At 41.5% G+C, this 24,917-nt stretch carries 22 protein-coding genes; 12 read left to right on the forward strand and 10 right to left on the reverse strand.

The window, feature by feature from the left end; translation table 11 throughout:
* Positions 1-496 precede the first annotated feature (496 nt).
* Positions 497-1,765 carry an MFS transporter gene (locus tag FIU21_RS06335; RefSeq protein WP_004360431.1) on the forward strand — a complete coding sequence of 423 codons (1,269 nt, stop codon included), beginning with the start codon at positions 497-499 and terminating at the stop codon, positions 1,763-1,765.
* Positions 1,766-1,870: 105 nt separating this feature from the next.
* Here the strand turns inward: FIU21_RS06335 and mutY are convergent, their stop codons facing one another.
* Entirely contained in the window at positions 1,871-2,875 is a 1,005-nt protein-coding gene (mutY, locus tag FIU21_RS06340; protein WP_004360432.1) for an A/G-specific adenine glycosylase, read from the reverse strand.
* A gap of 198 nt (positions 2,876-3,073) precedes the next feature.
* Between mutY and FIU21_RS06345 the strand changes: the two genes are divergently transcribed.
* The 7 genes from FIU21_RS06345 (at position 3,074) to rodA (ending at position 10,666) form a co-directional block, all read left to right on the forward strand.
* The gene (locus tag FIU21_RS06345) at positions 3,074-3,445 is read left to right on the forward strand and encodes a hypothetical protein (protein WP_036886368.1); all 372 of its coding nucleotides are present in this window, start codon (positions 3,074-3,076) and stop codon (positions 3,443-3,445) included.
* 207 nt (positions 3,446-3,652) lie between these two features.
* Complete coding sequence (locus FIU21_RS06350) at positions 3,653-4,249, forward strand: bifunctional phosphoribosylaminoimidazolecarboxamide formyltransferase/IMP cyclohydrolase PurH (RefSeq protein ID WP_004360434.1); 597 nt, start codon at positions 3,653-3,655, stop codon at positions 4,247-4,249.
* A gap of 46 nt (positions 4,250-4,295) precedes the next feature.
* Positions 4,296-5,318: a rod shape-determining protein gene (locus FIU21_RS06355; RefSeq protein WP_004360435.1), complete on the forward strand. Its 1,023-nt coding sequence runs from the start codon at positions 4,296-4,298 to the stop codon at positions 5,316-5,318.
* 12 nt (positions 5,319-5,330) lie between these two features.
* Positions 5,331-6,215, forward strand: a complete 885-nt coding sequence (mreC, locus tag FIU21_RS06360) for a rod shape-determining protein MreC (protein WP_004360436.1) — start codon at positions 5,331-5,333, stop codon at positions 6,213-6,215.
* A gap of 115 nt (positions 6,216-6,330) precedes the next feature.
* The gene (gene mreD, locus FIU21_RS06365) at positions 6,331-6,831 is read left to right on the forward strand and encodes a rod shape-determining protein MreD (protein WP_004360437.1); all 501 of its coding nucleotides are present in this window, start codon (positions 6,331-6,333) and stop codon (positions 6,829-6,831) included.
* A 3-nt stretch (positions 6,832-6,834) separates the two neighbouring features.
* The gene (mrdA, locus tag FIU21_RS06370; protein ID WP_004360438.1) at positions 6,835-9,201 is read left to right on the forward strand and encodes a penicillin-binding protein 2; all 2,367 of its coding nucleotides are present in this window, start codon (positions 6,835-6,837) and stop codon (positions 9,199-9,201) included.
* Positions 9,191-10,666, forward strand: a complete 1,476-nt coding sequence (gene rodA, locus FIU21_RS06375; RefSeq protein WP_004360439.1) for a rod shape-determining protein RodA — start codon at positions 9,191-9,193, stop codon at positions 10,664-10,666. Before mrdA ends, rodA begins: the two co-directional genes overlap by 11 nt.
* A 253-nt stretch (positions 10,667-10,919) precedes the next feature.
* Here the strand turns inward: rodA and FIU21_RS06380 are convergent, their stop codons facing one another.
* The 5 genes from FIU21_RS06380 to FIU21_RS06400 all read right to left on the reverse strand — a co-directional run bounded on the left by FIU21_RS06380 (position 10,920) and on the right by FIU21_RS06400 (position 16,395).
* Positions 10,920-11,837, reverse strand: coding sequence for an IS982 family transposase (locus FIU21_RS06380; RefSeq protein WP_172891283.1), 918 nt, complete (start codon positions 11,835-11,837; stop codon positions 10,920-10,922).
* A gap of 390 nt (positions 11,838-12,227) precedes the next feature.
* Positions 12,228-12,722, reverse strand: a complete 495-nt coding sequence (locus FIU21_RS06385) for a gliding motility lipoprotein GldH (protein ID WP_004360440.1) — start codon at positions 12,720-12,722, stop codon at positions 12,228-12,230.
* On the reverse strand, positions 12,719-14,071 hold the full coding sequence (locus FIU21_RS06390) for a PSP1 domain-containing protein (protein WP_004360441.1): 1,353 nt from the start codon (positions 14,069-14,071) through the stop codon (positions 12,719-12,721). The genes FIU21_RS06385 and FIU21_RS06390 overlap by 4 nt, the downstream gene beginning before the upstream one ends.
* A gap of 164 nt (positions 14,072-14,235) precedes the next feature.
* Positions 14,236-15,375 carry a DNA polymerase III subunit gene (locus tag FIU21_RS06395; protein ID WP_004360442.1) on the reverse strand — a complete coding sequence of 380 codons (1,140 nt, stop codon included), beginning with the start codon at positions 15,373-15,375 and terminating at the stop codon, positions 14,236-14,238.
* A gap of 18 nt (positions 15,376-15,393) precedes the next feature.
* Positions 15,394-16,395 carry a methylenetetrahydrofolate reductase gene (locus FIU21_RS06400; RefSeq protein WP_004360443.1) on the reverse strand — a complete coding sequence of 334 codons (1,002 nt, stop codon included), beginning with the start codon at positions 16,393-16,395 and terminating at the stop codon, positions 15,394-15,396.
* 826 nt (positions 16,396-17,221) lie between these two features.
* Here FIU21_RS06400 and FIU21_RS06405 point away from each other — a divergent pair.
* Complete coding sequence (locus FIU21_RS06405) at positions 17,222-18,484, forward strand: glycoside hydrolase 5 family protein (protein ID WP_081445985.1); 1,263 nt, start codon at positions 17,222-17,224, stop codon at positions 18,482-18,484.
* A gap of 356 nt (positions 18,485-18,840) precedes the next feature.
* Positions 18,841-19,803 carry a type I phosphomannose isomerase catalytic subunit gene (locus FIU21_RS06410; RefSeq protein WP_004360445.1) on the forward strand — a complete coding sequence of 321 codons (963 nt, stop codon included), beginning with the start codon at positions 18,841-18,843 and terminating at the stop codon, positions 19,801-19,803.
* A 359-nt stretch (positions 19,804-20,162) separates the two neighbouring features.
* On the opposite strand, the gene FIU21_RS06415 is transcribed toward FIU21_RS06410, so the two are convergent.
* Entirely contained in the window at positions 20,163-21,287 is a 1,125-nt protein-coding gene (locus FIU21_RS06415) for an AI-2E family transporter (protein ID WP_004360446.1), read from the reverse strand.
* Positions 21,288-21,295: 8 nt separating this feature from the next.
* On the reverse strand, positions 21,296-21,895 hold the full coding sequence (locus FIU21_RS06420; protein ID WP_004360447.1) for a thymidine kinase: 600 nt from the start codon (positions 21,893-21,895) through the stop codon (positions 21,296-21,298).
* Positions 21,896-22,177: 282 nt separating this feature from the next.
* Here FIU21_RS06420 and rsmI point away from each other — a divergent pair, with 282 nt between their 5' ends.
* Together rsmI and FIU21_RS06430 are read left to right on the forward strand one after the other, a co-directional pair.
* Positions 22,178-22,894, forward strand: a complete 717-nt coding sequence (gene rsmI / locus FIU21_RS06425; RefSeq protein ID WP_004360448.1) for a 16S rRNA (cytidine(1402)-2'-O)-methyltransferase — start codon at positions 22,178-22,180, stop codon at positions 22,892-22,894.
* Between the two features lie 3 nt (positions 22,895-22,897).
* Complete coding sequence (locus FIU21_RS06430) at positions 22,898-23,812, forward strand: Cbp1 family collagen-binding glycoprotein adhesin (protein ID WP_004360449.1); 915 nt, start codon at positions 22,898-22,900, stop codon at positions 23,810-23,812.
* Between the two features lie 232 nt (positions 23,813-24,044).
* Here FIU21_RS06430 and FIU21_RS06435 read toward each other — a convergent pair whose 3' ends face one another.
* Entirely contained in the window at positions 24,045-24,434 is a 390-nt protein-coding gene (locus tag FIU21_RS06435; protein WP_004360450.1) for a hypothetical protein, read from the reverse strand.
* The gene (locus tag FIU21_RS06440; RefSeq protein WP_004360451.1) at positions 24,431-24,913 is read right to left on the reverse strand and encodes an RNA polymerase sigma factor; all 483 of its coding nucleotides are present in this window, start codon (positions 24,911-24,913) and stop codon (positions 24,431-24,433) included. The genes FIU21_RS06435 and FIU21_RS06440 overlap by 4 nt, the downstream gene beginning before the upstream one ends.
* Positions 24,914-24,917: the final 4 nt, after the last annotated feature.

Consider the following 24,917-nt stretch of genomic DNA (forward strand, 5'->3'; position numbering starts at 1 on the left):
TTAACTATACATACCATTCAAGTGTATATGCGTTTATTCTTTTTTCAAGTTATGATTTATTAAAGAAGTTTTATCGTCTATGTCTGTTTATTTATATTCAAATTTATTTGCTATAGATGATTTTTTATGTTTTGAACGATGCAAGTGGATGTGTGTAGTGCTCCGTAATTGATTGTTTACAAAGATTGCAAAAACCTTTCTATTCTCTTTCAAGAAAAGCGAAAATCATCAGCCTTTGATATATAAATTATCTTTTAATTCTTATTCATGAGTGCTATTCCTGCTTTTTCTCGTTAATTTTATGTATCTTTGTCATCGTTTGAAAAGACACAATACTAAGTTTGCAGTGGTGTTCGAATAGCCTGCTTGAACCTATTTATCTCTTTTGGTTACATGATTGATGTATCTCTCATTGGTTTTGTTGATAGTAGGCTGTGGGAAAAGGACACTTTGCATACAATAATGACAATAACAGAACTCAAAAGCGTAACAAGCATTGAAAACAGAAAGAAAGATAAGTCCATGGGCATGGATACCCTCACTTTATTTTGCTGAGGGTCTGCCTTATATTGCCGTAACTGTATTATCCTTGCAGGTCTATATGCAAATGGGCTTGTCAGATGCCGAAGTAACTTTTTATACTTCATGGCTTTACCTCCCTTGGGTTATCAAACCTCTGTGGAGTCCATTTCTTGATTTGATTAAGACAAAGCGATGGTGGATTATCATTATGCAGTTGCTTGTAGGTGCAGCTTTCGCAGGTGTTGCCTTTACGGTCAATACTTCGTTATGGCTTCAAGGAACAATCTGTTTCTTTTGGTTGCTGGCATTTAGTAGTGCGACACATGATGTCGGAGCTGATGGATTCTATATGATGGGACTTAATCAGCATGATCAAGCTTTCTTTGTAGGTATTCGTTCAACCTTCTATCGTATATCAATGGTTGTTGGTAAGGGTGGACTGATTGCGCTCGCTGGTTTTTTACATAAGAACTTTGATATTCAGTGGGCTTGGTCGCTTGTGTTTTATGGTCTGATGGCTCTTTTTATGGGACTTGCCCTCTATCATCGCTTTATTCTTCCTCGTCCGTCTGAGGATTCAGAGAGGGCACAGGTGTCAGCCAGCCATTTGCTTCGCAGTTTTGGAGATACTTTTCTTTCCTTCTTCAAAAAGGAGCAGGCTTTAACAACAATCTGTTTCCTACTTCTCTTTCGTTTGCCAGAAGCTTTGATAATCCCTATTTCTCAACTCTTTCTGCAGGCATCGAAGGCTAAAGGGGGATTGGCCCTTTCTGAGATAGAGTATGGTACGGTGAATGGTGTTGTTGGTGTGGCAGGTCTCTTGATAGGCGGTGTCATTGGAGGATTGATGATCAGTCGTGATGGTTTAAAGCGTTGGATATGGCCGATGACGGCAGCTATCACGTTGCCTAACTTAGCCTATGTCTATTTAGCCTATATGCTTCCCGATAATGTGATAGCTATTAGTGTAGCTGTATTTATCGAGAATTTCGGTTATGGTTTTGGTTTTAGTGCCTATATGCTCTTTATGATTTATTTCAGTCGGGGCGAGCATAAGACCAGTCATTATGCGCTTTGTACGGGCTTTATGGCGTTGTCAATGATGATTCCAGGGTTGTTTGCGGGTGCGCTGGCACAGGCAGTGGGTTATCGTTGGTTCTTTGTTATCGTAATGTTTGTTTGCATCTTCCCATTCTTGGTTGCTCATCAGCTACGTATTGATGAGGATTTTGGGAAGAAGTAGCCGATAGAGGCGCTTTGAAGGAAGGAGAAAGGGGAGGAGGGAAGGCTACGAGGCAGTGCCTCGTAGAAGCGGACCGTGGGATAGACGGCTGAAGGGAGGCGGAATTTAGGCAGGAACTACCTTTAGCAGAATCTCAATTAGCCGTGGTAAAGCATAATTTTCAAGGTCTTGCTTTTCAATCCATATGAATTCAGAGGGCAGCTGTGGGCGATTCTTTGGTCGCCAAAGGTAGATGTCAGCAAGGAGAATTTGATGGGTAAGAATATGCTTTACTCCCTTTTGTAGTAGCTGTGCTTCGGTTTTCCACGCAGAGTCTTCAGACGATGTAAGCTGTTCTGCCTGTGGAAACTCCCATAGTCCTTGCCAAATATCACCCGCACCACGTTGGTGGATGGCTATCTTTCCTTCATATTCAATATAGAGATAGGTGAAATGACGTTCCCGTTGTTTCACTTTTTTGCTTTTTACTGGTAGTTCGTTAATGCGTTGTTCACGGAAAGCAACGCAGGTTTCGCAGAGTGGGCAAGCACTGCAATGAGGAGAATTTGGTGTACATTGAGTCGCACCAAAGTCCATTATCGCTTCGTTGTAGTCTGCCGGTTCATTTATAGGTAAAAGAGATTGAGCGAGCGCTTGAAACTCCTTCTTCCCTTCGGTACTATCAATAGGTGTGTCAATGCCATAATATCGAGAAAGCACACGATAAACATTTCCGTCTACCACAGCAACTGGTTCGCCAAAAGCAATAGAAGCAATGGCAGCAGCAGTATAATCGCCTACACCTTTCAGTGTCTTTAATTCTTTAAAAGTCTGGGGGAATCCACCTAATTCCACCACCTGCTGTGCTGCCGTATGGAGGTTTCTTGCACGAGAATAATAGCCCAACCCCTGCCAAGCCTTTAGCACTTCGTCCTCCGTGGCAGCAGCGAGGTCGTTAACCGTGGGCCATTGTGCCATGAAACGTTCCCAATAACTCATACCCTGCACGATACGAGTTTGCTGTAAAATAACCTCACTCAGCCAAATAGCGTATGCATCATTCGTCTCTCGCCAAGGTAGAGAACGTCCGTTATTTTTGAACCATTGAAGAAGTGTTGCTGCAAAATTCATGGAACAAAGGTAGTTAAAAAGTAGAAAAAGAATGAAAAGTAATGTGATGTTTTGTTGGTAAAATCATTATTATTTCCTATTTTTGCCACGACTATTACCCTTAAAAGGCTGAATTTGATGTTACTTTCGATATAGAAAGATATTATAAACATAAGCCAGATATAGGGAAGATTATTATAAAATTAGAAGTTATAAAAGATGAGAAACAAGGTAAAGAAAATGCTTATGGGCCTTGCCCTCATTGTGGCAATGCTATCGGTAAGCTCATGTGCTACACGTGAGTCTGCTATTAACGACTTAGAGAACTTTTCCTATGAATTACGTGATAACAGCCAATACTACACGGCAAAGAAGTGGCGTAAAGCTGTTGACAAGTTTGGTCGCATTCGTCGAGAGATCTCACGCCATGATTATACCGTTGCAGAACGCCAGCGTATCGGTAAGCTCGAAGGTGATTGTGCCCGTTATATGGTGCGTGGTGCCAAAGATGGTGTGATGAATAGTGTCTTTGGTCTTGGCAGTGAGATACAAGGTATCTTAGATGCTATCGGTATCAAAGGTAAAGAATAGACTTGATAAGGCCTTTGGTAGGCATAAAGAAATTGAACTTCAGTTCTCAAAAAGCAGAACTTGAAGCAGGCAGAATAAAACAAAAGGTGGCAGCTTATTAGACTTTAAGCAAATAGTTGGCAACCTTTTGTTTTTTTTTGATTTAAAATATTGTTTAGTCACCTATAATTAGTAACTTTGCAAATCAAATCCATAAAATGTTTTACAATGGCTGGTAAAAAACAAATTAAGACTGCTCTTATTTCGGTTTTTCATAAAGATGGACTTGAGGACTTGCTCAAGAAGTTAGATGCGGAAGGTGTGAAATTCTTAAGTACAGGTGGTACACAAGAGTTCATCGAATCATTAGGATACCCATGTCAGAAGGTAGAAGATGTAACATCTTATCCTTCTATCCTTGGAGGTCGCGTGAAGACCCTTCATCCAAAGGTCTTTGGAGGAATCCTTTCTCGCCGTGATAATGAAGGTGATCAGGCACAGATGCAGAAATATGAAATACCTTTCATAGATCTTGTTATCGTAGATCTTTATCCATTTGAGCAGACAGTTGCCAGTGGTGCCAGCGCAGAAGACATCATTGAGAAAATTGATATCGGTGGTATTTCACTGATACGTGCAGGAGCAAAGAACTTCAAGGATGTTGTTATCGTGCCAAGTAAGGCAGAATATCCAGTGTTGCTCCAGATTCTCAATACTAATGGTGCGCATACAGATATCGAAGACCGAAAGATGTTTGCAGAGCGTGCTTTTGGTGTTAGCAGCCACTATGATAAAGCTATCCATAGTTGGTTTGCAACAGAATAAGTACAGAATAGAAAAGAATATACAATTATAAAATACAGATATATTAATGGGATTATTTTCATTTATCCAGGAAATTGCTATGGACCTGGGAACGGCAAACACGATTATTATCAGTGATGATAAGATTGTAGTTGACGAGCCGTCAGTAGTAGCACTGGACCGTCGCACAGATAAGATGATTGCTGTGGGTGGTGATGCAAAGATGATGTACGAGAAGGAACATCCCAATATTCGTACAATCCGCCCTTTGCGCGACGGAGTTATCGCTGACTTTACAGCTTGTGAGCAGATGATGCGTGGACTTATTAAGATGGTTCACAGTGGTAATCGTTTCTTCTCACCTTCATTACGTATGGTAATCGGTGTGCCATCAGGTTCTACTGAAGTGGAGCTTCGTGCCGTTCGTGACTCAGCTGAACACGCTGATGGACGTGATGTATATCTTATCTTCGAACCAATGGCTGCAGCTCTTGGTATGGGTCTTGATGTAGAGGCTCCTGAGGGTAACATGATTGTTGATATCGGTGGTGGTAGCACTGAGATTGCTGTAATCTCTTTGGGTGGTATCGTATGTAATAACTCTATCCGTGTAGCTGGTGATGACCTCACTGCGGATATTCAGGAATATATGAGTCGTCAGCACAATGTGAAGGTCAGTGAGCGTATGGCAGAGCGTATTAAGCTCCATGTAGGTTCAGCGCTGACAGACCTTGGTGATGAAGCTCCTGAGGATTACATTGTACATGGACCTAATCGTATTACAGCTCTTCCTATGGAGGTTCCTGTATGCTATCAGGAGATTGCTCATTGTCTTGATAAGACCGTTGCAAAGATTGAGAATGCTGTTCTTTCAGCATTGGAGAACACTCCACCTGAGCTTTATGCTGACATCGTAAAGAATGGTATCTATCTTAGTGGTGGTGGTGCTTTGCTTCGTGGTATTGACAAGCGTCTGACTGATAAGATTAATATTCCATTCCATATTGCTGAAGACCCATTGCACAGTGTGGCTAAGGGTGCAGGCATTGCATTGAAGAACGTAGATCGTTTCTCGTTCTTGATGAGATAACAACTAACGTTCATGCACAATCTGACTGAGTTCCTTGCTAAGTACAAGCATTGGTTCTTGTTCGTTGCCCTGGAAGTCTTGAGTATGGTTCTTTTGTTCCGATTCAATGACTATCAGGGCAGTGTGTGGTTCACGTCAGCAAACTATGTGGCTGGTTTAGCTTATGAAGGAAGTTCAAAGGTTACGTCTTATCTAACAATGGGTGAGGTGAATGAGGCTTTGACCAAACGCAACCTTGAACTGGAACGTCAAGTGAAGGAGTTATCTGCTCAACTTTATGATAAGACAAAGGATTCTACCTTTCTTCATAAAGGTCAGTATCGTTTCCTTTCAAAGTTCCGATTGATACAGGCAAAGGTTGTAGCCAATTCACTGGATAAACCTAATAACTTTATCACCATCAACAAAGGAACATGGGATGGTGTACATAAGGATATGGGTGTTGCCTGTGGTAATGGTGTTGTGGGTATTGTCTATATGGCAGGTATTCATTATGCCGTTGTAATCCCTGTGCTGAACTCAAAGTCAAACATCAGTTGTTCTATTCAAGGACGTGACTACTTCGGTTATCTCCATTGGAATGGAGGCGCATCCGATGTTGCTTATTTAGATGATGTCCCTCGTCATGCTAAGTTTAAGTTAGGTGACCGTGTTGTAACGAGTGGATATTCTTCTGTTTTCCCAGCTGGTGTGTTGGTTGGTAAGATAAAACATGTCTATAATTCAGAAGATGGACTCTCTTATCGACTACAAATCCAGCTATCAACAGACTTCGGAAACCTTCGTGATGTCTGTGTGATTGACGATGCTTCTATAAGAGATCAACGCCAAGTTATAAAGGCAGCACAAGACTCTATCAAGCCTATTGAGAGTCAGATGGACAATAGTGTACAGTAAGTAGACTGCTTGCAGATATTATTTAGATTGATGGGAGGTAGGATAACCACACTTTGTAGAGTCATTCTAACATTGGTGTGAGCCACTTTCCCCCTTTGAATTACGAATAAAAAGAATGAATATAGATTTCCTAAAACGTTTGCTTTGGTTTGCTGTTTTGACAGTGGCACAGGTGTTTGTACTCAATCACATTCATCTGTTTGCTGTTGCCACACCATTGCTTTATATCTATTTTATCCTTTTGTTCCCTCGTAATTATCCTCAGTGGGCTATGTTGATATGGGCGTTTCTAATGGGTCTTACCATTGACACTTTCTCAAATACGCCTGGTGTAGCTTCTGCTTCATTGACTTTAATAGCTGCTTTACAGCCTTATGTACTACAGCTATTCATACCTCGTGACAGTAGTGACAACTTCCAAGCAGGTATGGACACGCTTAGTATACCGCAATATACGTGGTATGTGGCTATTCTAACCTTGATATACAGCGTCGTTTTCTTCTTATTAGAGATGTTTAGTTTCTTTAATGTGTTAGAATGGTTACTTTGTATTGGCGGTAGTTCATTGCTCACGCTTATTCTTATTCTTGTTGTTGAGAACGTTAGGAGGCGATAAGAAATGAAGAATTATGATTTAGAAAAACGTCGCCTCGTGCTTAGTGCTGTTGCAATAGGTATCGTGGTGATATATATTATACGTCTTTTTGCTCTTCAGATAGCCAGTGACGACTATCGGAAGAGTGCCGACTCTAATGCTTTCTTAAAGAAGATTGAGTTCCCTTCACGTGGTTCTATCACTGATAGGAATGGTAAGCTGTTGGTTTTTAATCAGCCAGCTTATGACATTATGGTGGTAACCAACGAGATGAAAGGTCATCTTGATACGCTGGAGTTTTGTAAGGCACTAAACATAACAAAGGCTGATTTTATCAACCGAATGGCTAACATCAAGGATAGAAGTAAGAATCCGGGTTATTCTCGCTTTACGCAACAACTATTCTTGAGCCAATTGAGTGATAAAGACTTTAGTGCCTTCCAAGAGAAACTTTATCGTTTTCCAGGCTTTTATATTCAGAAACGTAGTGTTCGTCAGTATCAACGAGCTATTGCTGCACATGTCCTTGGAGATGTAGCAGAGGTGAGTCAGGGTGATATTGAGGAAGATGAGTACTATCAGCCAGGAGATTATATCGGTAAGATGGGTGTCGAGCGTGAGTATGAGAAAGACTTACGTGGAGTAAAGGGAGTACAGATACTTCTGCGAGATGCCCACGGACAGATACAAGGTCGCTATCAGGATGGTAAGTATGACCAGCGTCCACATCCTGGACGTGATATCCAACTTGGTCTTGATGCAGAACTTCAGGCACTTGGTGAACGTCTAATGGAAGGTAAATTAGGTGCTGTTGTGGCAATCGAACCAAAGACTGGACAAATTTTGGCAATGGTTTCTGCACCGACTTTCGACCCTCGTATGATGATAGGTAAACTGCGTGGTAAGTACCAGCGAGATATGACGCTCGACCCAGCCAAGCCTCTACTTAATCGTGCTATAATGGGTCAATACCCTCCAGGTTCAACGTTTAAGACCGGACAGGCTGTTACTTATTTTACAGAAGGGATTGTGACAGACTCAACTCGTTATCCTTGTCATCATGGATTCAACTTCAAAGGACTTCATGTCGGTTGTCACGCACATGCATCTCCTATCTCATTAGTACCTTCAATCAGCACCTCTTGTAATAGTTATTACTGTTGGGGACTCTATCATATGCTCTCCAATCGTAGGAAATATAAGACATTGGAGGATGCTATGAACGTGTGGCGCGACTACATGGTGTCAATGGGTTTCGGTTATAAATTAGGTATTGATCTTCCTGGTGAGAAACGAGGTATGATTCCAAATGCGAAGTTCTATGATAATGCTTTTAAGAAATGGAATCCGCTTTCGGTTATCTCTATTTCTATTGGTCAGGGTGAGGTCAACCTTACTCCACTGCAGATTGCTAACCTCGGTGCTACGATTGCGAATCGTGGTTATTATATTGCGCCACATGTTGTACGTAGTATTCAAGGGAAAAAACTCGATAAGAAGTATGTGGAGAAGCACCATACAAAGGGAAGTCTAAGAGCTTACCAAGAAGTGATAGCAGGTATGGTTTCATCAGTACGTGGTGGAACTTGTGCGCATGCGGTTCATCCTGGTTACTCATTGGCAGGTAAGACGGGTACAGCTCAGAACCGTGGTAAGGACCACTCTGTGTTTATGGGTTTTGCACCTGTTGATACTCCAAAGATAGCTATTGCTGTTTATGTTGAGAATGGTGGCTTTGGTGCAGACTATGGTGTCCCAATTGGTTCGCTAATGATAGAGCAGTATATTAATGGAAAGCTTACTCCTGGTGATGAAGCTCGTGCTGCAGCAGTTCAGAAACGCCATATCGCTTACTCCTTTAAGCGTCCTTTGTCACGTGCTGACTCTCTTCGTCTCGACTCTATTAAGCGTGTAAATACTATTAGAGACTCGCTGAAGAAGGTAAAAGAGAAGCAGGATTTAGCTGATGCAGAAAAGCTGAAGGAAGCAAAGGCAAGGAAAGAAGCTGAGGAAAAGGAGAAGAAAAGGCAACCACAGAACGAACCTGCTATCCGTGTAGAGCCTGAAACAACGGTTAAGACGGAGAAGAAAGAGAAGGATAAGGAAGGCGATAAGAAGGAAAAAGAAAAAGAAAAGAATAAAGATAGTCGAAAGGAAAATAAGGAAAAGCCTAAGGTGAAGGAAAAGTCTAAGGAGCAGTCCAAAGACAAAGCAAAGGAACAACCTAAGGTGAAGTCTAAGGAACAGGCGAAAGAAAAGCCTAAGGAGCAACCTAAGGCTAAACCAAAAGAACAAGTAAAAGATAAAGCAAAGGAACAGCCTAAAGAGAAATCAAAGGGTCAATCCAACGATAAACAAAAAAGCAAGGAGAAAGTAAATCGTGCCAAGTAATTATACAGCAGACAGACAACCAGGTGTACTTCGTTCATTAGATTGGTGGACGATAGGTATCTATATTGCGTTGCTCACCTTTGGATGGGTGAGTGTCTGTGGTGCGAGTTATACTTATGGCGATACAGAGATTTTCTCACTTTCAACCCGTTCGGGTATGCAGATTGTGTGGATTGGTACTTCTATCTGTTTAGGCTTTGTGCTTCTAATGATGGACGACCGTTTCTATGACACCTTTGCTTATGTTATCTATGGCTTGTTAGTACTACTGCTCTTTGCCACAATCTTTAATCCTCATAGTATTAAGGGTTCTCGCTCGTGGCTTGTTATGGGTCCACTCCGATTGCAGCCTGCCGAGTTCGCGAAATTTGCAACCGCATTAGCAATAGCCAAGTTTATGTCGGCTTATGGATTTACTATCAAGAATTGGAAGCATTTTGCTGGTGCGTGCGGAATCATTTTCCTACCAATGCTGTGTATTGTCGGACAGCGTGAGACAGGTTCTGCTTTGGTTTATTTCTCTTTCTTCCTCATGCTTTATCGTGAAGGAATGTCTGGTGCGTTCCTTTTCACTGGTCTGGCAATGGTCATTTACTTTGTTGTCGGAATCAAGTATGAGGAAATCTTGTTATGGGATACACCAACATCCTTAGGAAAGTTTGTTGTACTCCTACTTGTTCAGATATTCTCTTCGGTCATGGTGTGGGTCTATGTGGGCGACAAAGGACGTACGCGCCTATTGCTAACTTATGTCTTTGGTGTCACAGGACTTGCCTTGCTCTTCTCAGAGTTTGTTATTCCGTTTGATGTTGTTTGGATACAGTTGGTTTTATCAGCATGTGTCATTGGTTATTTAATTTATAATGCAATGAACACTCGCTTTGCTAACTATTTCTATATTGCATTGTTTGCTTTAGGGTCAATAGCTTTTTTCTATTCAGCAGACTATGTGTTGAACGATGTCATGCAGCCACACCAGCGTGTGCGTATTAATGTACTTTTAGGCTTAGATGAGGACTTAGCAGGAGCAGGATATAATGTACATCAGAGTGAGATAGCCATTGGCTCTGGTGGCTTACAGGGTAAAGGTTTCTTGAATGGTACGCAAACTAAGTTGAAGTTTGTACCAGAGCAGGATACAGACTTTATCTTCTGTACAGTAGGTGAGGAGGAGGGCTTCCTCGGTTCAGCCTCTGTTCTTGTGCTGTTCCTCTTCCTAATACTCCGATTAATGTACCTTGCCGATCGACAACCCTTTAAGTTTGGGCGAGTCTATGGCTATTGTGTTGCAGGAATATTCCTATTTCATCTTTTTATTAACGTAGGAATGGTATTAGGTTTGACGCCAGTTATTGGTATTCCGTTACCTTTCTTCAGTTACGGAGGTTCCTCCCTATGGGGTTTTACTTTGCTTTTGTTTATTTTTCTTCGTATCGATGCAGGGCGTAATCTTATCCGTCAGTAGGCGATAGGACTACGCTTTGGATAGCTTTAAGAAAAGGAATACAATTTATCTTTTTTGATAGATACTTCTCTTTTTGTTTAGGAGAATAAGTCTATACATCAAAAAGCGTTTTTTATTATAGAGTGGTATAGCTTTCTACTAATAACCTGAACTCGGGATAAGTATCATCCCACTCTTCTGTTTGGTTTAGTACAACGGCTCTTTAGACTCAATCTTTTGATTGGGCCTAAAGATAATAATAAAACAGATTACTTTAGAATAATGTAAGCTGTCCCGAATGTTGCTCTATAGCAAAGTCTATGTTCACTGCTGGCTTCTTCTCAAAGAAGCTGTAGGCTGCAATAGCAGAGAGAACATTCATTGCGAAATTAAATATGCTTCTATGCCTTGAATGCACTAATTGAGCTACATTCTTTAGCTCATCATTGATAGTCTCTATTACAGATCTTTTCCTTAGAAGAAGTCTATCATAAAGTGGCATTAGTTTGTTTTTCATGTTACTCCTAATGCCCGTAACTAAATTTATTCCATCATTGAACAATCGCTCAAATAATCCTTGAGAAATGTACCCTTTGTCTGCAAACAATTTACCAAATACATTGTCTGTCAACCTGTTAAATACATTTTCGTCTCGGTCATCAACATTTGCTTTAGTGAGCATAAAGTTTAGAATCTCACCTCTTTCATTACAGATAAGATGTAGTTTGAATCCAAAATACCATCCCATTGTACTCTTACCCCTTGTTGCATAATTTCTAAAAACCTTATTGCGACAAATACGTTTATTATGGCAAACTGGAATACAAGTTGAGTCAATAAAACTAATACCAGTACACCTCCCAAAACAACATATTTGCAGGAACATCATCATCTCTACAGAGACTCTTGCCTCTAATTCAAGAAAACGATTATAAGACAATTGATTTGGAAATAAATCTGCTAAATGCTCTTTTACGAAAAAGGTATAATAGTGACGAAAATTACGATAGGAATTAAAGTGGAAGCAAATTAATATCGTTATGATTTCAGACTTACTCATACGCCACTTGCGATGGCGATGACACCCTTTACTCTTTTCTGAGAGACCTATTTTATCAGTTTCTAACTCAAATTCTTTGCAAAAGTCATCTGCAATACAGAAAATTTCAGTAATTTTGTCCTTGGTAATCATCGTTATGTTTATTGTAAATAATTGATTTTCAACTATAAAGTTACAAAAATATAATGAGATTACCAACTTTTTGCAGACTTTTCTTATCCCGAGTTCAGGTTAATAATAAGTTGGTTTTGTTTGCACTATTTTCTGCACGGTGTTTTGTGCTCCGCACCACACGTGCTCCGCATCAACACGCCTTGTGTTAAGCATTATCACCATTTTAGAATATGGGAAGTTGAACAACTTATTATCATGAGATGAAGGAGAGTAGGATACTAATACACGCTAAATATGATATTATAGCTTAGGCTGGTGCTAATTAGGCTTATTCCAACATAGGTAAAGGCTGCGTCATGACTCTAATGTGTGGAGGATGAAGCAGCCTTTATAGTTTGTCTCTAATGTTTACTTTTTGAGAAGTCTGATACCCACATCGCTGATACCAGGAAGTGACTCACGGCTCATGATATGACGTATCGTGACGTGCATAGAGTCATTGCGGTTGAGACGGAATGCTGTAATTGCCTGACGTATTTCAGTATTTGAGATACCTTTCTGTCCTACCAATATTCCCTTATCATTGATAATCTCACAATTAATAGTATCGTTATATGTCTTTTCTCGCTTCTTCCGTTGTCTGTAGTAGATTATCTTTCGTTCAATAATCATACTTATGTTGCGGTAAGGATAAGTCTGTGCAGCACGTAGGCAGAGGTCTAATTGGTAGTGACCCTCCCATTGGCGAGGAATATCAAAAGAAAGTGTATCATTGCGTGACCACCCCTGTAGTGACACACTTTTATATCGGTCATAGGTGCGTGGGTCACTGCATGAAGCAGCACCCATGGTAATTACCATGAGTGCTATGATATATAATAAGGTGGAAACCTTATGTTTCATTCTTGTTTTCTTTCCGTTTGCTGAGGCTGTCTGCCTTCATTTCTATTGTTCTGTGGAGTAGCTTCGTTCTGTTGTTGTGCAGGACGAGGACCGTTATAAGGACGACGATTACCATTCTGAGGGCGACGGTTATCGTTCTGTGGACGTCTGTTGTCATTTGGCTGACGGTAGTTGTCCTGTCCATCACGCTGATTACGACGGTTGTCGCGTTGTGGTCTACCACCTTGCTGACCGTTGTTATTGCGTGGTTGGTTGTTCTTTTTGCGTTTCTTTGCCTTATCAAATCGACTGAGGTCAGCACCAGCGAGGAGGTCAACAGGCTTCTTAGCTGGTTTTGCCTTACCATCTTCAAGGAGCGAAAGAGGCTTCTCACCACGTCGGTTGAGTTCAATAATCTCCTTTGCACGCTCAGCACTGATGGTCTCGAGGTTTGCTGCAAGGTTCTTATCGGTAGAGTAGGTGCATTGACCATTGAGGATATCCGTCTTGAAGAGATGGTATTCGCCATCCATAGTCTCCAAGATAACCTCCTTGCTTGGCAGTTTTCTGCCAGCCTCCATATAGTCGTCAACCTCATAGTTCAGGCAACATTTTAGCTTAGCACACATACCCGCCAGTTTGGTTGGGTTGAGTGAGATGTCCTGAATGCGGGCAGCTGTTGTCGAGACACTGGAGAAATTCTTCATCCAAGTAGCACAGCAAAGCTCACGACCACATGGACCTGTACCGCCAATGCGTCCTGCTTCCTGTCGTGCACCAATCTGTTTCATTTCGATTCGTACGTGGAAGGCTGCAGCAAGGTCCTTAATAAGCTGACGGAAGTCAACACGTTCGTCGGCAATGTAGTAGAAGATAGCTTTGTTTCCATCGCCCTGATACTCTACGTCGCCAATCTTCATCTTCAGTCCTAAGCCTTTCGCAATCTGTCGGCTCTCAATCATTGTAGCGTGTTCACGTGCTTTTGCTTCGTGATATTTCTGCATATCAACTTCTTTTGCAAGTCGATAGACACGCTTGATATCGTCTGGTGACTTCACGCTTGACGACTTCTTAATCTGCAGTTTAACGAGTCGTCCAGTCAGTGTAACGACTCCGATATCGTGTCCTGGGTTAGCTTCTACAGCCACGATGTCACCCTTCTTCAAGTCAAGATTGTTGACATTGTGATAGTAACCCTTACGAGTATTCTTGAATTGAACCTCAACAAGGTCAGTTGTCTGGTTGTTTCCAGGCACGTCAGCCAGCCAGTCGAATGTGTTCAACTGGTGGTTTTGTCTGCCACAACCTTTGTGGCATAAGCCTCGGTCGCAACCATGCCAGACCTTGAATTTCATATCTTTGTAATCCATTGATTGTTTCTTTTTGTTTATATATATGTTGGAAGCCTCCAAGTTCCTCTTTGCTTGTAGAGTTTGGTAGGCTGTGATAAGCAATGATTAATTATATAGTACAGGTATCAAGCATATAACTTGTCAACTTGTTAACTCGTCTACTTGTTCACCTGTCCACTCGTCTACTTCTTCAACAACAGCACAATGAGTTTCAATGCCATGTCATAGAAGACAATCTTAGCGTTTGCATTCTGTCCGATATCACGATTAGCACGCTGGAAGAGTTCGTTGATTTCAATGACGTTTGCCTCGTTGATGAATCGTGCGAAGTTCTTAGCGAAGTTCTCTTCCTCCAAAGTCATGTAGTTGAGTTCGGGCGTTCGGAAGTTAAACATGAAGTTCTCGCGCACTTGCTGTTGGAAGTAAGTAAGCATACGACGCTCTTTCTCACGTCCATATCCTGCTACAACCTCGCTCCAACGTTTGAGGTCTTTGACGTTACGAAGGTAACATAGGCGCATAAGCATTTGGAACATGTTGTGGAATTCACGGTTTTCATTACCCGAATCCATTGCTTCCAATGCTTTCAACCAACTACCATTTGCGATGCGAGCAATGCGGTGTGCCGCATCAGTATCAATCCCCCTTTTGTTGATGAGTGCCTGTTCAATCGCCTCGTCGTTGATACGTTTCACATCAATACGCTGTGTACGGCTGATGATGGTTTCGAGAAGTTTCTCTGGTTCTTCGCATACCATGAGGAAGATAGTGCCCTGCGGTGGCTCCTCTAATAGCTTCAACAGCTTATTGGCAGAGGTGAGATTCATTCGTTCTGGCAGCCAGATGATAGACACTTTATAGCCCCCTTGACTTGATTTCAACGCCAAAACGCGTGACAGTTCGTCACTCTCAGCACCCGTGATGATAGCCTGTTGCGTGGTAGCCCCCATCTGATTCATCCATTGATTCATGGTGAAGTAAGTCCCTTGCATGATGAGTCCGTGCCATTCCTTCGCAAAGTCAGCACTTACGGGTTGGTGTTCACCACTCATGCTTGGTAGTTTGATGGTAGGATAAGAGAAGTGAAGGTCAGGGTGTTCCCAGTTTCGAAGCATGGCACGAGCATTTGATACGGTTGATGACGTAGCTTCCTCAGTTTCGTCACCAGCAAGCAAATAGCTGGCAAAAGCCATTGCAAGTGCCATCTTACCCGCTCCTTGAGGTCCGCAGAAGAGCAAAGCATGAGGCAGACGGTCTTTTTTAACCATCTGAATAAGCCGTTCCTTAACTGCTTCTTGTCCTATAACTTCTGAAAAGTTCATCTTCTCTTGTATTCTTTTTTATTTGCTGTTCTGTTGCAGAAGACCAGTTTCTACCAATCGTTTCATCACCTCGTGCACACTGCTCACTGCCGATACGGTATAGAAATGTACGTTGTTGAAACCATGTGCATAAAGGTCTTTCACCTGTCTAACAGCCCATTCAATACCTAACAGGCGAGCCTCCTCATCCGACTTACAAAGTAAAGCTAATCCAGCAAGCTCTTCTGGGATGTCACAATGGAATGTCTTTGGAACGACATTCAGCTGAGATAGCTTTGCGAAAGGCTTAATTCCTGGTATGATAGGAATGGTAACGCCAATCTTACGAGCCTGATCAACGAAGTTATAGAACTTCTCATTGTCGTAGAAAAGCTGTGTAACGGCAAATGTTGCACCAAGGTCCTGCTTCATCTTGAGGTAACGTAGGTCCTGTTCAAGGTTAGGTGCTTCCTCATGTTTCTCTGGATAACATGCCACACCATACACGAAAGGTCTACCTGGATGCTTCATAGTAGAACCATCAATGAATACACCTTCGTTGAAACTATTCACTTGTTCAATCAGTTCTGTCGTATGACTATGACCGCCTTCTGTCGGTGTGAAGAATCGGTCTTCGCGAGCTTTATCGCCACGCAGAAGCATCAAGTTCTTTATACCAAGAAACTGTAAATCGAGCAATTCGTACTCAATATCTTCTTTCGTTGCACCCGAGCATATCACATGAGGGATGACAGGAATACCATATCTTTGCTGGATAGCAGCTGCAATGGCTACCGTTCCAGGTCGACGACGTATGCGCTGGCGTTCCAATAGTCCGTCTTCGCGTTCGTGATATACGAACTCACTATGATGAGTGGTTATGTTTATGAAGCTCGGATTAAACTCCTTGAGCTGATCAATATTGCGGAAAAGAGACGCTGTTCCATTACCCTTCAAAGGGGGAAGAACCTCAAACGAGAAATGTTTCTCGTCGGTCTCATCATTCAGTAATTGCTTTATATCTGTTATGTTGTTGCCCATTTGGCTACAAAGTTAGTAAATAAATGTGAGAAAAAGGATAGGTTTGGATAAGTAAAACGGTTAAAGAGTAAAAAGTAAAAGCGTATTTATTCGGTTCTTTTGTTAAATCTGTAGATTGTTAATAGAATGAGATAAATCCACATACATGGTATCATTACCTCCAATTAAATGATATTACAAAGAAGAATAAACTGCATGATAAACGGAATTAGGTGCGATGTCTATCTGTCTTCTACAAACAACGTATTCTCTTATTAATTGAAGTTTGTAAATAATTTTCGTGCTATTCAAAACCAATACATGCTCTTTTGACTTCTTAAAGACGCCCTTTAAGCTTGCAAAAGATGCTCTTTAAGCCCCTTACTAACGCCCTTTTGAAGTCTAATTAAGCACCTTTTACTTTACTGCTTTATAACTAATTGATATACTGTTGGTTATAAATTCGCTTTTGATATGTGTTTTTGCCGTTGTTTACAGATGTTTTACTTGAAATTATGTAATGATTTTTCAAAAGCATATCTGCAGATTTTCGGAGTCTTAAAATGAAAAGATTTTCAATGAAAGAGGATGATAAAAGGATAGATAGTTGACTGTCTTAGCCATGTTTTTGTTTAATGAGCAACGATGGTTCTTTCGTTAAAGCAATACGAAAAGCGTCTACACATTTAACAGAAGAACCATTTATTCTTCTAAAAGTAGCAATGTGGGTAAGGGAAAAACTTGCTTTAGGTGTATTAATAAGTAGAAGCATCTTCCCTAAAAGGGAAACATTGCTCGTAAAGTTGGTAATATTTCGACTTACTACTAATATATGAAAAGAGTTTTTATGGCAATTATTGCCTTGGCAATGGCTGTGAATATGATGGCCGGTGACTTTGTGAAAGTGAAGAACGGACGCTTTGTTCGTGGTGGAAAACCCTACTATTACGTAGGAGCAAATTTCTGGTATGGACCTATACTTGGTTCTGAAGGACCGGGAGGAGACCGTGCGCGTCTTCGTCGAGAACTCGATGAGATGCAGCGTTTGGGTATTGATAACCTTCGAATCTTGGTTGGTGCAGATGGTTTGCCTGGTGTTGAGGATAAGATAGAACCTGTTTTACAGTCTCGTCCGGGTGTCTATAACGATTCTATTCTTGCAGGATTAGACTATCTTTTAACTGAGATGAGCAAGCGAAAGATGGTTGCTGTGCTTTATCTCACCAACTCTTGGGAATGGAGTGGAGGCTATGGTGCCTATTTGGAGTGGGCTGATGAAGGACCTGCTTTGATACCACGCAGAGACGGCTATGGCGCTTATACAAAGTTTGCCAGCAAGTTTGCTGCTAATCAGAAGGCACATTTAATGTTCTATGATCATATTCGCTTCATCCTTAGTCGTACTAACCGATACTCTGGTGTCAAGTATGTTGATGACCCTACAATCATGTCTTGGCAGATTTGTAACGAGCCTCGTGCCTTTTCTAAGGAAGCTTTGCCAGAGTTTGAGAAGTGGCTTTCAGAGGCTACTGCACTGGTTCGCAGTCTTGATCAGAACCATCTGATAAGCCTTGGAAGTGAAGGTGCCTTTGGGTGTGAGCGTGATTATGGTTGTTTTGAACGTATCTGTGCAGATAAGAACGTGGACTATTGCAATATTCACATTTGGCCATACAACTGGCAGTGGGCAAGAAAGACACATTTGAAAGAGGACCTCAAGGCAAGTTTTAAGCAGACACAAGAATATATCGACAACCATCTTGCCATCTGCAAGCGTCTTAATAAGCCACTTGTTCTTGAAGAGTTCGGTTATCCTCGTGATGGTTTCTCCTTCTCATTGAAGAGTACAACCAAGGTGCGTGATGCTTATTACAAGTATGTTATGGAAACTGTTGCAGAGAATGCAGCGAATGGTGGACTCCTTGTTGGCTGTAACTTCTGGGGTTGGGGTGGTTATGGAAAACCTCGTCATGAGCGTTGGCAGGCAGGAGACGACTTCACCTGCGATCCAGCACATGAGCCACAAGGATTCTACAGTGTGTTTGCATCAGACAAATCAACACAAAAGATAATTCAGAAACAGACAAAGCGAATGTCTGAAATTAAGTAAAATGATATGTTAAAGCTGTTGTTTGAACATTGTAAAGGTAAGGTTTAATAAGTCTAAACCTATCGTCTACATAAGCCAAACAACAGCTTTATTGTTTATATAAACTGTGACGCAGAAACTGATGGATAGTTTCTTGTTATCTATTAGTAGGAATAGAGTAGGAATAAAGGTGAAAGTCTGTTGTGCAATCATGCAATATGGCAGTATTCTTTCGATCATTTTGAGGAGAATGAAACAATGCCTTTCTATCAGTTTTCTTGGTAATCTACTGATTAAAGTGTAACTTTGCAGTACAAATGAGACCATAGATTGGTTTCGTTATTATAAAGTTTGATACATCAAAATAGCAATAAAAAATGGAAATGTTTAAGTTTAATCCTCTTTTGAAGTCTATCCTTTGGGGTGGAGAAAAGATAGTACCTTTCAAGCATTTGACTTCTGATCAGAAGCAGGTGGGCGAAAGCTGGGAAATTTCAGGTGTTAAGGACAACGAGAGTGTTGTCTCTAATGGCGAATATAAAGGCTGGACACTGAACAAACTTGTTGAGACTTTGAAGGATAAACTGGTGGGTAAGGAGAACTATGAACGCTTTGGTAATGAGTTCCCTCTGCTTGTTAAGTTCATTGATGCACGCGAGCAGCTTTCTATTCAGGTTCATCCAACAGACGAGCAGGCACAAGCACAGGGTTTGGGTCGTGGTAAGACAGAGATGTGGTATGTGATGGAAAGTGATGCTGATGCTTCTCTTCGCAGCGGTTTGAAGCAGCAGATTACACCAGAGCAATACAAGGAAATGGTTGAAAATGATACTATTACAGAGGCTTTGTCAGAATATCCTGTGAAGGAAGGCGACGTATTCTTCTTGCCAGCAGGTCGTATTCACTCTATCGGTGCAGGCTGTTTCTTGGCAGAGATACAGGAGACAAGCGACGTAACCTACCGTATCTATGACTTCAAGCGTCAGGATGCAGCGGGCAATTATCGTCAGTTGCATACCAAGGAAGCTGCTGAGTGCATCGATTATACCGTCTATCCAGACTATCGCACACAGTATGAGGCACGTCAGAATGAGCCTGTAGAACTCGTTAGCTGTCCTTACTTCACCACTTCTGTCTATGACCTTACAGAGCCAATGACACTCGATTATAGTGATTTGGACTCTTTTGTAATCTTCGTTGGTCTCAAGGGTGAGGGTGAGATTACTGATGCTGAGGGCAATACTATCTCATTCCGTGCAGGTGAGAGTGTACTCCTTCCAGCTACAGCAACTACTGTTAAGGTTTCGGGAACAGTTAAATTCTTAGAGTCTTACGTATAAATAAGCATATTAAAGACCACTTCAGCTGAGTTTTCAATGGTGTTGATAAACTGCTAATAGTGGTAGATTATATAAGAAATAGCTCTCTTTTTCATGTGAAAAGGAGAGCTATTTTTGTTTTTATAGAACTCCTCTTAGTTTGTTGTTAATGTCTTCTTGGCTTTATTATAGTAGCCTTAATACTTCTCTTTTCTATTCTTTAATCAATGTGATGTGGTTACGCACACATGGTGCTATGGCTTAACACATATGGTGTTCATGGTAAGCACCATTGGTGCGGGTGGTAGATAGCATTAAAAAGAAGCCCCCTTTCCATGTGAAAAGGAGGCTCGTTATAGTTCTATAGATACTATCTTTCTTTATTCTTTGTCTTCTTTCTTTTCCTCAGCAGTAGCCGGTATGTTTTCTACCTGCGCCCCATCACCCTCTTTGGTGACATATCTTTGCCAGTAAGCAATGATAAGGGTTGTGAGTGGTAAGGCTATGATTAGTCCGATAAAGCCCAAGAGTGCACCCCAAACAGAGAGAGAAAGGAGTAGGATAGCTGGGTTGAGTCCCATTGCTTTACCCATAATCTTTGGTGTTATCACCATATCCATTAGCAGCTGTACAACCGCAAATACGATCAGTGCAGAGGCAAAGATAATCCAGAAATTCTGTCCTGTATCAGCAGCTTTGAGCAATGCAAGGAAAGCTGTTGGGATAAGTGCAAAGGTGTGAAGATAAGGGACGAGGTTAAGAATGCCAATAAGGATTCCCATACCGATAGCCATTGGGAAATCAATAATGGTAAAGCCAATGCAGAAGAGTATGCCCATACAGAGTGAAACTAATCCCTGTCCACGTATATAATTATTCAACTCTCGCTCAGCATCCTGTGCTAATCCAGCCCAGAAAGGACGTACGTTCTTAGGGAATATCCTAATCCAATTATTTGTCAATACCTCGTAATCAAGCAGGATAAAGAAGGTATAGAGTAGGGTGATACATGATGCAATGATAGAAATCACGATACTTGCCGTCTGACCTATTACAGAGAATATCTTTGGCATAGCGGTCTTAATCGTGTTTGTGAAGTCTGGACTCTTTAAGAATCTTTCGATTTCTGTCTGATTCTCCCTAATCCATTTCTGTATCATTGTCGCTATGTCATTGGTGTGTGTCGTCTCATGTAGATAGCGATTGACAATCGTCATAAACTTATCAACCTGATTGATCATTGGTGGAACGATGAACAGGAAGATGGCAGTAAAGAGTGCTGCAACCAACAAGAAGGTGATGATTATGCTCAAAGCTCTGCCTGGAACGTGGAGTTTATATTGTACGAACTTCACGATAGGATAGAGGAGGTAGGCAAGTAACCATGCTATGAAGAATGGCAAAAGTACCCCAGACAATGCATTGATGATAAAACCGACGGTTATGACAGCAAGTGCTATTAATGCCCAGCGTATGAATTTATCGAAGGTTATTGTTTGTCGCATAAGCGTTTTTATTGTTTATTGTTTGTTTCCTCTTGTGTTGCCTTTTTGTAGCATTCACGGCATAGCGGCTCGTACTCCTGCTGCTCTCCGAGCATGACACGACGGTCGTCAGCAATGAGACGGTGGCTAACGTATGCCAACGCACCACACTTCACACAGATTGCGTGTACCTTTGTTACCTCGTCTGCAATGGCACAAAGCGCAGGAATAGGACCGAATGGCACGCCTTTGAAGTCCATGTCGAGTCCTGCAACGATGACACGTACACCGTTGTTTGCCAATTTATTGCATATATCAGTGAGCCCCTCGTCTAAGAACTGTGCCTCGTCAATACCCACGACATCAATGTCTGAGGCAAGAAGAAGAATGTTGCCAGATGAGTCGATAGGTGTAGAATGGATGCTGTTCTGGTCATGACTGACTACATCCTCGTCTGAATAGCGTGTGTCAATAGAAGGTTTGAAAATCTCAACCCTCTGTTTTGCGAACTTTGCACGTTTCATACGACGGATGAGTTCTTCGGTTTTACCAGAGAACATACTTCCACATATCACCTCAATGCGTCCTTGACGACGTCTTTCACCGTTATGGTTGTCTATCTTTGTCATAATCATTGCAAAGATATATAATTTAAAAAGAATAGATAAACGTTAAGCGTTAAAAGTTATTGAGGAAGTGTGTTCTTTGTCTTCTTAGCGGAAAATAAAAGAGAACTGAAAGTTAATTTGTAGAATGAAGTTGTATTTTTTCGTAGATAGTAGTATTTATTCTTTAAAATTATAACATCATTGTTACTTTGTCTTTTTCCTTGCAAACGGACATGATTGTTATGTAAAAAAAGCTAATTTATTTTGTCCTTCTGTTCATTTACTTTACATTTGCAACCAACAATGGGAACATTATATCTCGTACCGACACCAGTTGGAAACATGGAGGATATGACACTCCGTGCTATCAGAATCCTAAAGGAGGCTGATTTAGTTTTGTGTGAGGATACTCGTACATCGGGTATCTTGTTGAAACATTTTGAGATTAAGAATCGTCTTATGTCTCATCATAAATTCAATGAACATGCAAGTTCTGCTGGTATAGTCAATAGATTAAAGGCTGGTGAGACGGTTGCACTGATCTCAGATGCGGGAACTCCAGGCATTAGTGACCCAGGTTTCTTCCTCGCTCGTGAGGCTGCAGCCAATGGAATAACCGTTCAGACGCTTCCGGGAGCTACCGCTTTCGTACCTGCTTTGGTGTCAAGTGGCTTGCCTTGTGACCGCTTTTGCTTCGAAGGATTCCTCCCTCAGAAGAAGGGACGTAAGACTCATTTAGAGAGTTTAGCTGATGAAACGCGTACAATGATATTCTATGAATCACCTTATAGAGTTGTGAAAACCTTAGAACAGTTCGCTGAGGTGTTTGGAGCCGAGCGACAAGTAAGCTGTTGTCGTGAGATTTCAAAGCTGCATGAAGAGAGTGTTCGAGGGACATTGACAGAGGTAATCGCCCACTTCAAAGAGACAGAACCACGTGGTGAGTTCGTCATTGTAGTGGCAGGAAAAGAAAAAGTAAAGTCTTCTGATAGGAAGAAACAAACGGATAAAAAAGTATAATGTATGAATAAACTATTAGTTTTCGCAGTATGTGGAGTACTTGCACTGGCATCCTGCAATCAAGGAAAGAAATCGGCTTTGAATCCATCCGAAATACAGAATGATTCATTGCGCAATATTATCGACGCACGTGATCACGAGATTAACGATATGATGGGAACGTTGAATGATATCCAGCAGGGTTTTGCTGCTATCAACGAGGCTGAGAATCGTGTGACAATAGCTAAGAATGGTGAGCGTGCAGACAAGGCAGAGCAGATGAAGGAGAATATCCAGTTTATCGCTCAGCGTATGCAGGAAAACCGTGAACTCATTAAGAAGTTGCAGCAGCAGTTACGCGAGACAGGCTTTAAGGGTGATGCAATGAAGGAAACTCTCAGCCGTCTAACAAGTCAGTTGAGCGCTAAGGAGACTGAGTTGAAGCAGTTGCGTGCTGAGTTGGAGTCAAAGAATATTCATATTAAGGAACTTGATGAGACTATCACTGGTTTGAATACAGATGTTACTAATCTCAAGACTGATAAGGAGAACCTTACAGCAGAGAAAGAAAACCTCACCAAGGAGAAAGAGAATCTCCAGACAGAGAGCAACCAAAAGACCGAGACTATCAATACACAAGACAAGCAGTTGAATGCTGGTTGGTATGTATTCGGTACTAAGAGCGAGTTGAAGGCACAGCGCATTCTCGATGGTGGTAAGGTTCTTCAGGGTTCTTTCAACAAGGGTTACTTCACAAAGATTGATATCCGTGTCAACAAGGAAATCAAGCTTTACAGCAAGAGTGCTCATCTGTTGACTGCTCATCCAAGCAGCAGCTACACGCTGACAACTGATACAAACGGACAGTATGTTCTCCGTATTACGGACCCACAGACATTCTGGAGCACAAGCAAATACTTGGTTATTCAGGTTAGATAATCATAAAATACAAAATAAGAAAGAGGAGATGTGTTATAACAGCACATCTCCTTTTTTATTTCTCCAAACTTACAACAGTCTCATAATTGGATATATTCAGAAGAGGGTAACTATTTCTTCAAAAAGGTTGACGGTTTCTTTAAAAAAGGTAGACCTTTTTGCCCAAAAAGGTCTACCTTTTTTGCAATCGTGCTATCTGTTATGTCAACTTCTACAAAACCCTAAGAAGCCCCTATTGATGTGGTGCTTCGTCTTTTAGATTTACTAATCTCGTGGTAAACAATAGGCTGAGTGTGACGAAGGCCGCGCCTATTGCCAGTCCAATATACTGAACGTTGTGAAGCAAGGTAAGGATGAATTCTGATTCAGTTCCATTGATATATCTATCAAAGATGTTAGGCAGTGTGAAACTTGCAAGCGTCACAATACAGCCCAAAACAACCCCGACAACAAGCAGTTTAAGCGACATCAGTTTGTTCTTTCGGCTCTCCGCACGTTGATATGCCTTGACTTCTTCGATGAGTTCCATCTGTCGTTGCAGTCTTTGCATAAAGGCATTGTCATCCGATAGCTGTGGATGATAGTCCACCAGTAAGTCTTTCAAGAATTTATCTTCGTTCATCTTTCCAATAAGTATTTAAGTTCTTGCCGTCCACGTGAGAGTTGTTTCTTAATCGCATCCTCACTGTTTTCGGTTATCTCTGCAATCTCTTTTATCTGATAACCCTGCATATAATAAAGCAGGATACTTGTGCGCATCGTTTCCGTAAGCGTTTCTAAAGCACTATGTAATTCCTGATAGCGGAAGGCATCGTCACTCTTACTATTCCCTTGGAGCGTGATAGCCTTCTCAAGGGGTAGTTCCTGCTGGTGTTTCTGTTTGCGGCGCGAGTCGATGAAGACACGATAAGCAATTTTCATTAGCCAAGCCGAGAACTGTCCACGTTCGTCATATTGACTACTGCGAAGGTAGGCTTTGATAAGAGCCTCTTGAGCAATATCGTCAGCTTCAGCACTATTGCCGCAGCATAGAGCCGTCAGGAACCGGCGTAATGTTGCCTGTTCCCGACTGACCTGTTCGACGAATTGTTCTCTTGTCATAATA

It is taken from the genome of Prevotella melaninogenica (assembly GCF_013267595.1).
In the GTDB taxonomy this organism is placed as follows: Bacteria; Bacteroidota; Bacteroidia; order Bacteroidales; family Bacteroidaceae; genus Prevotella; species Prevotella melaninogenica_D.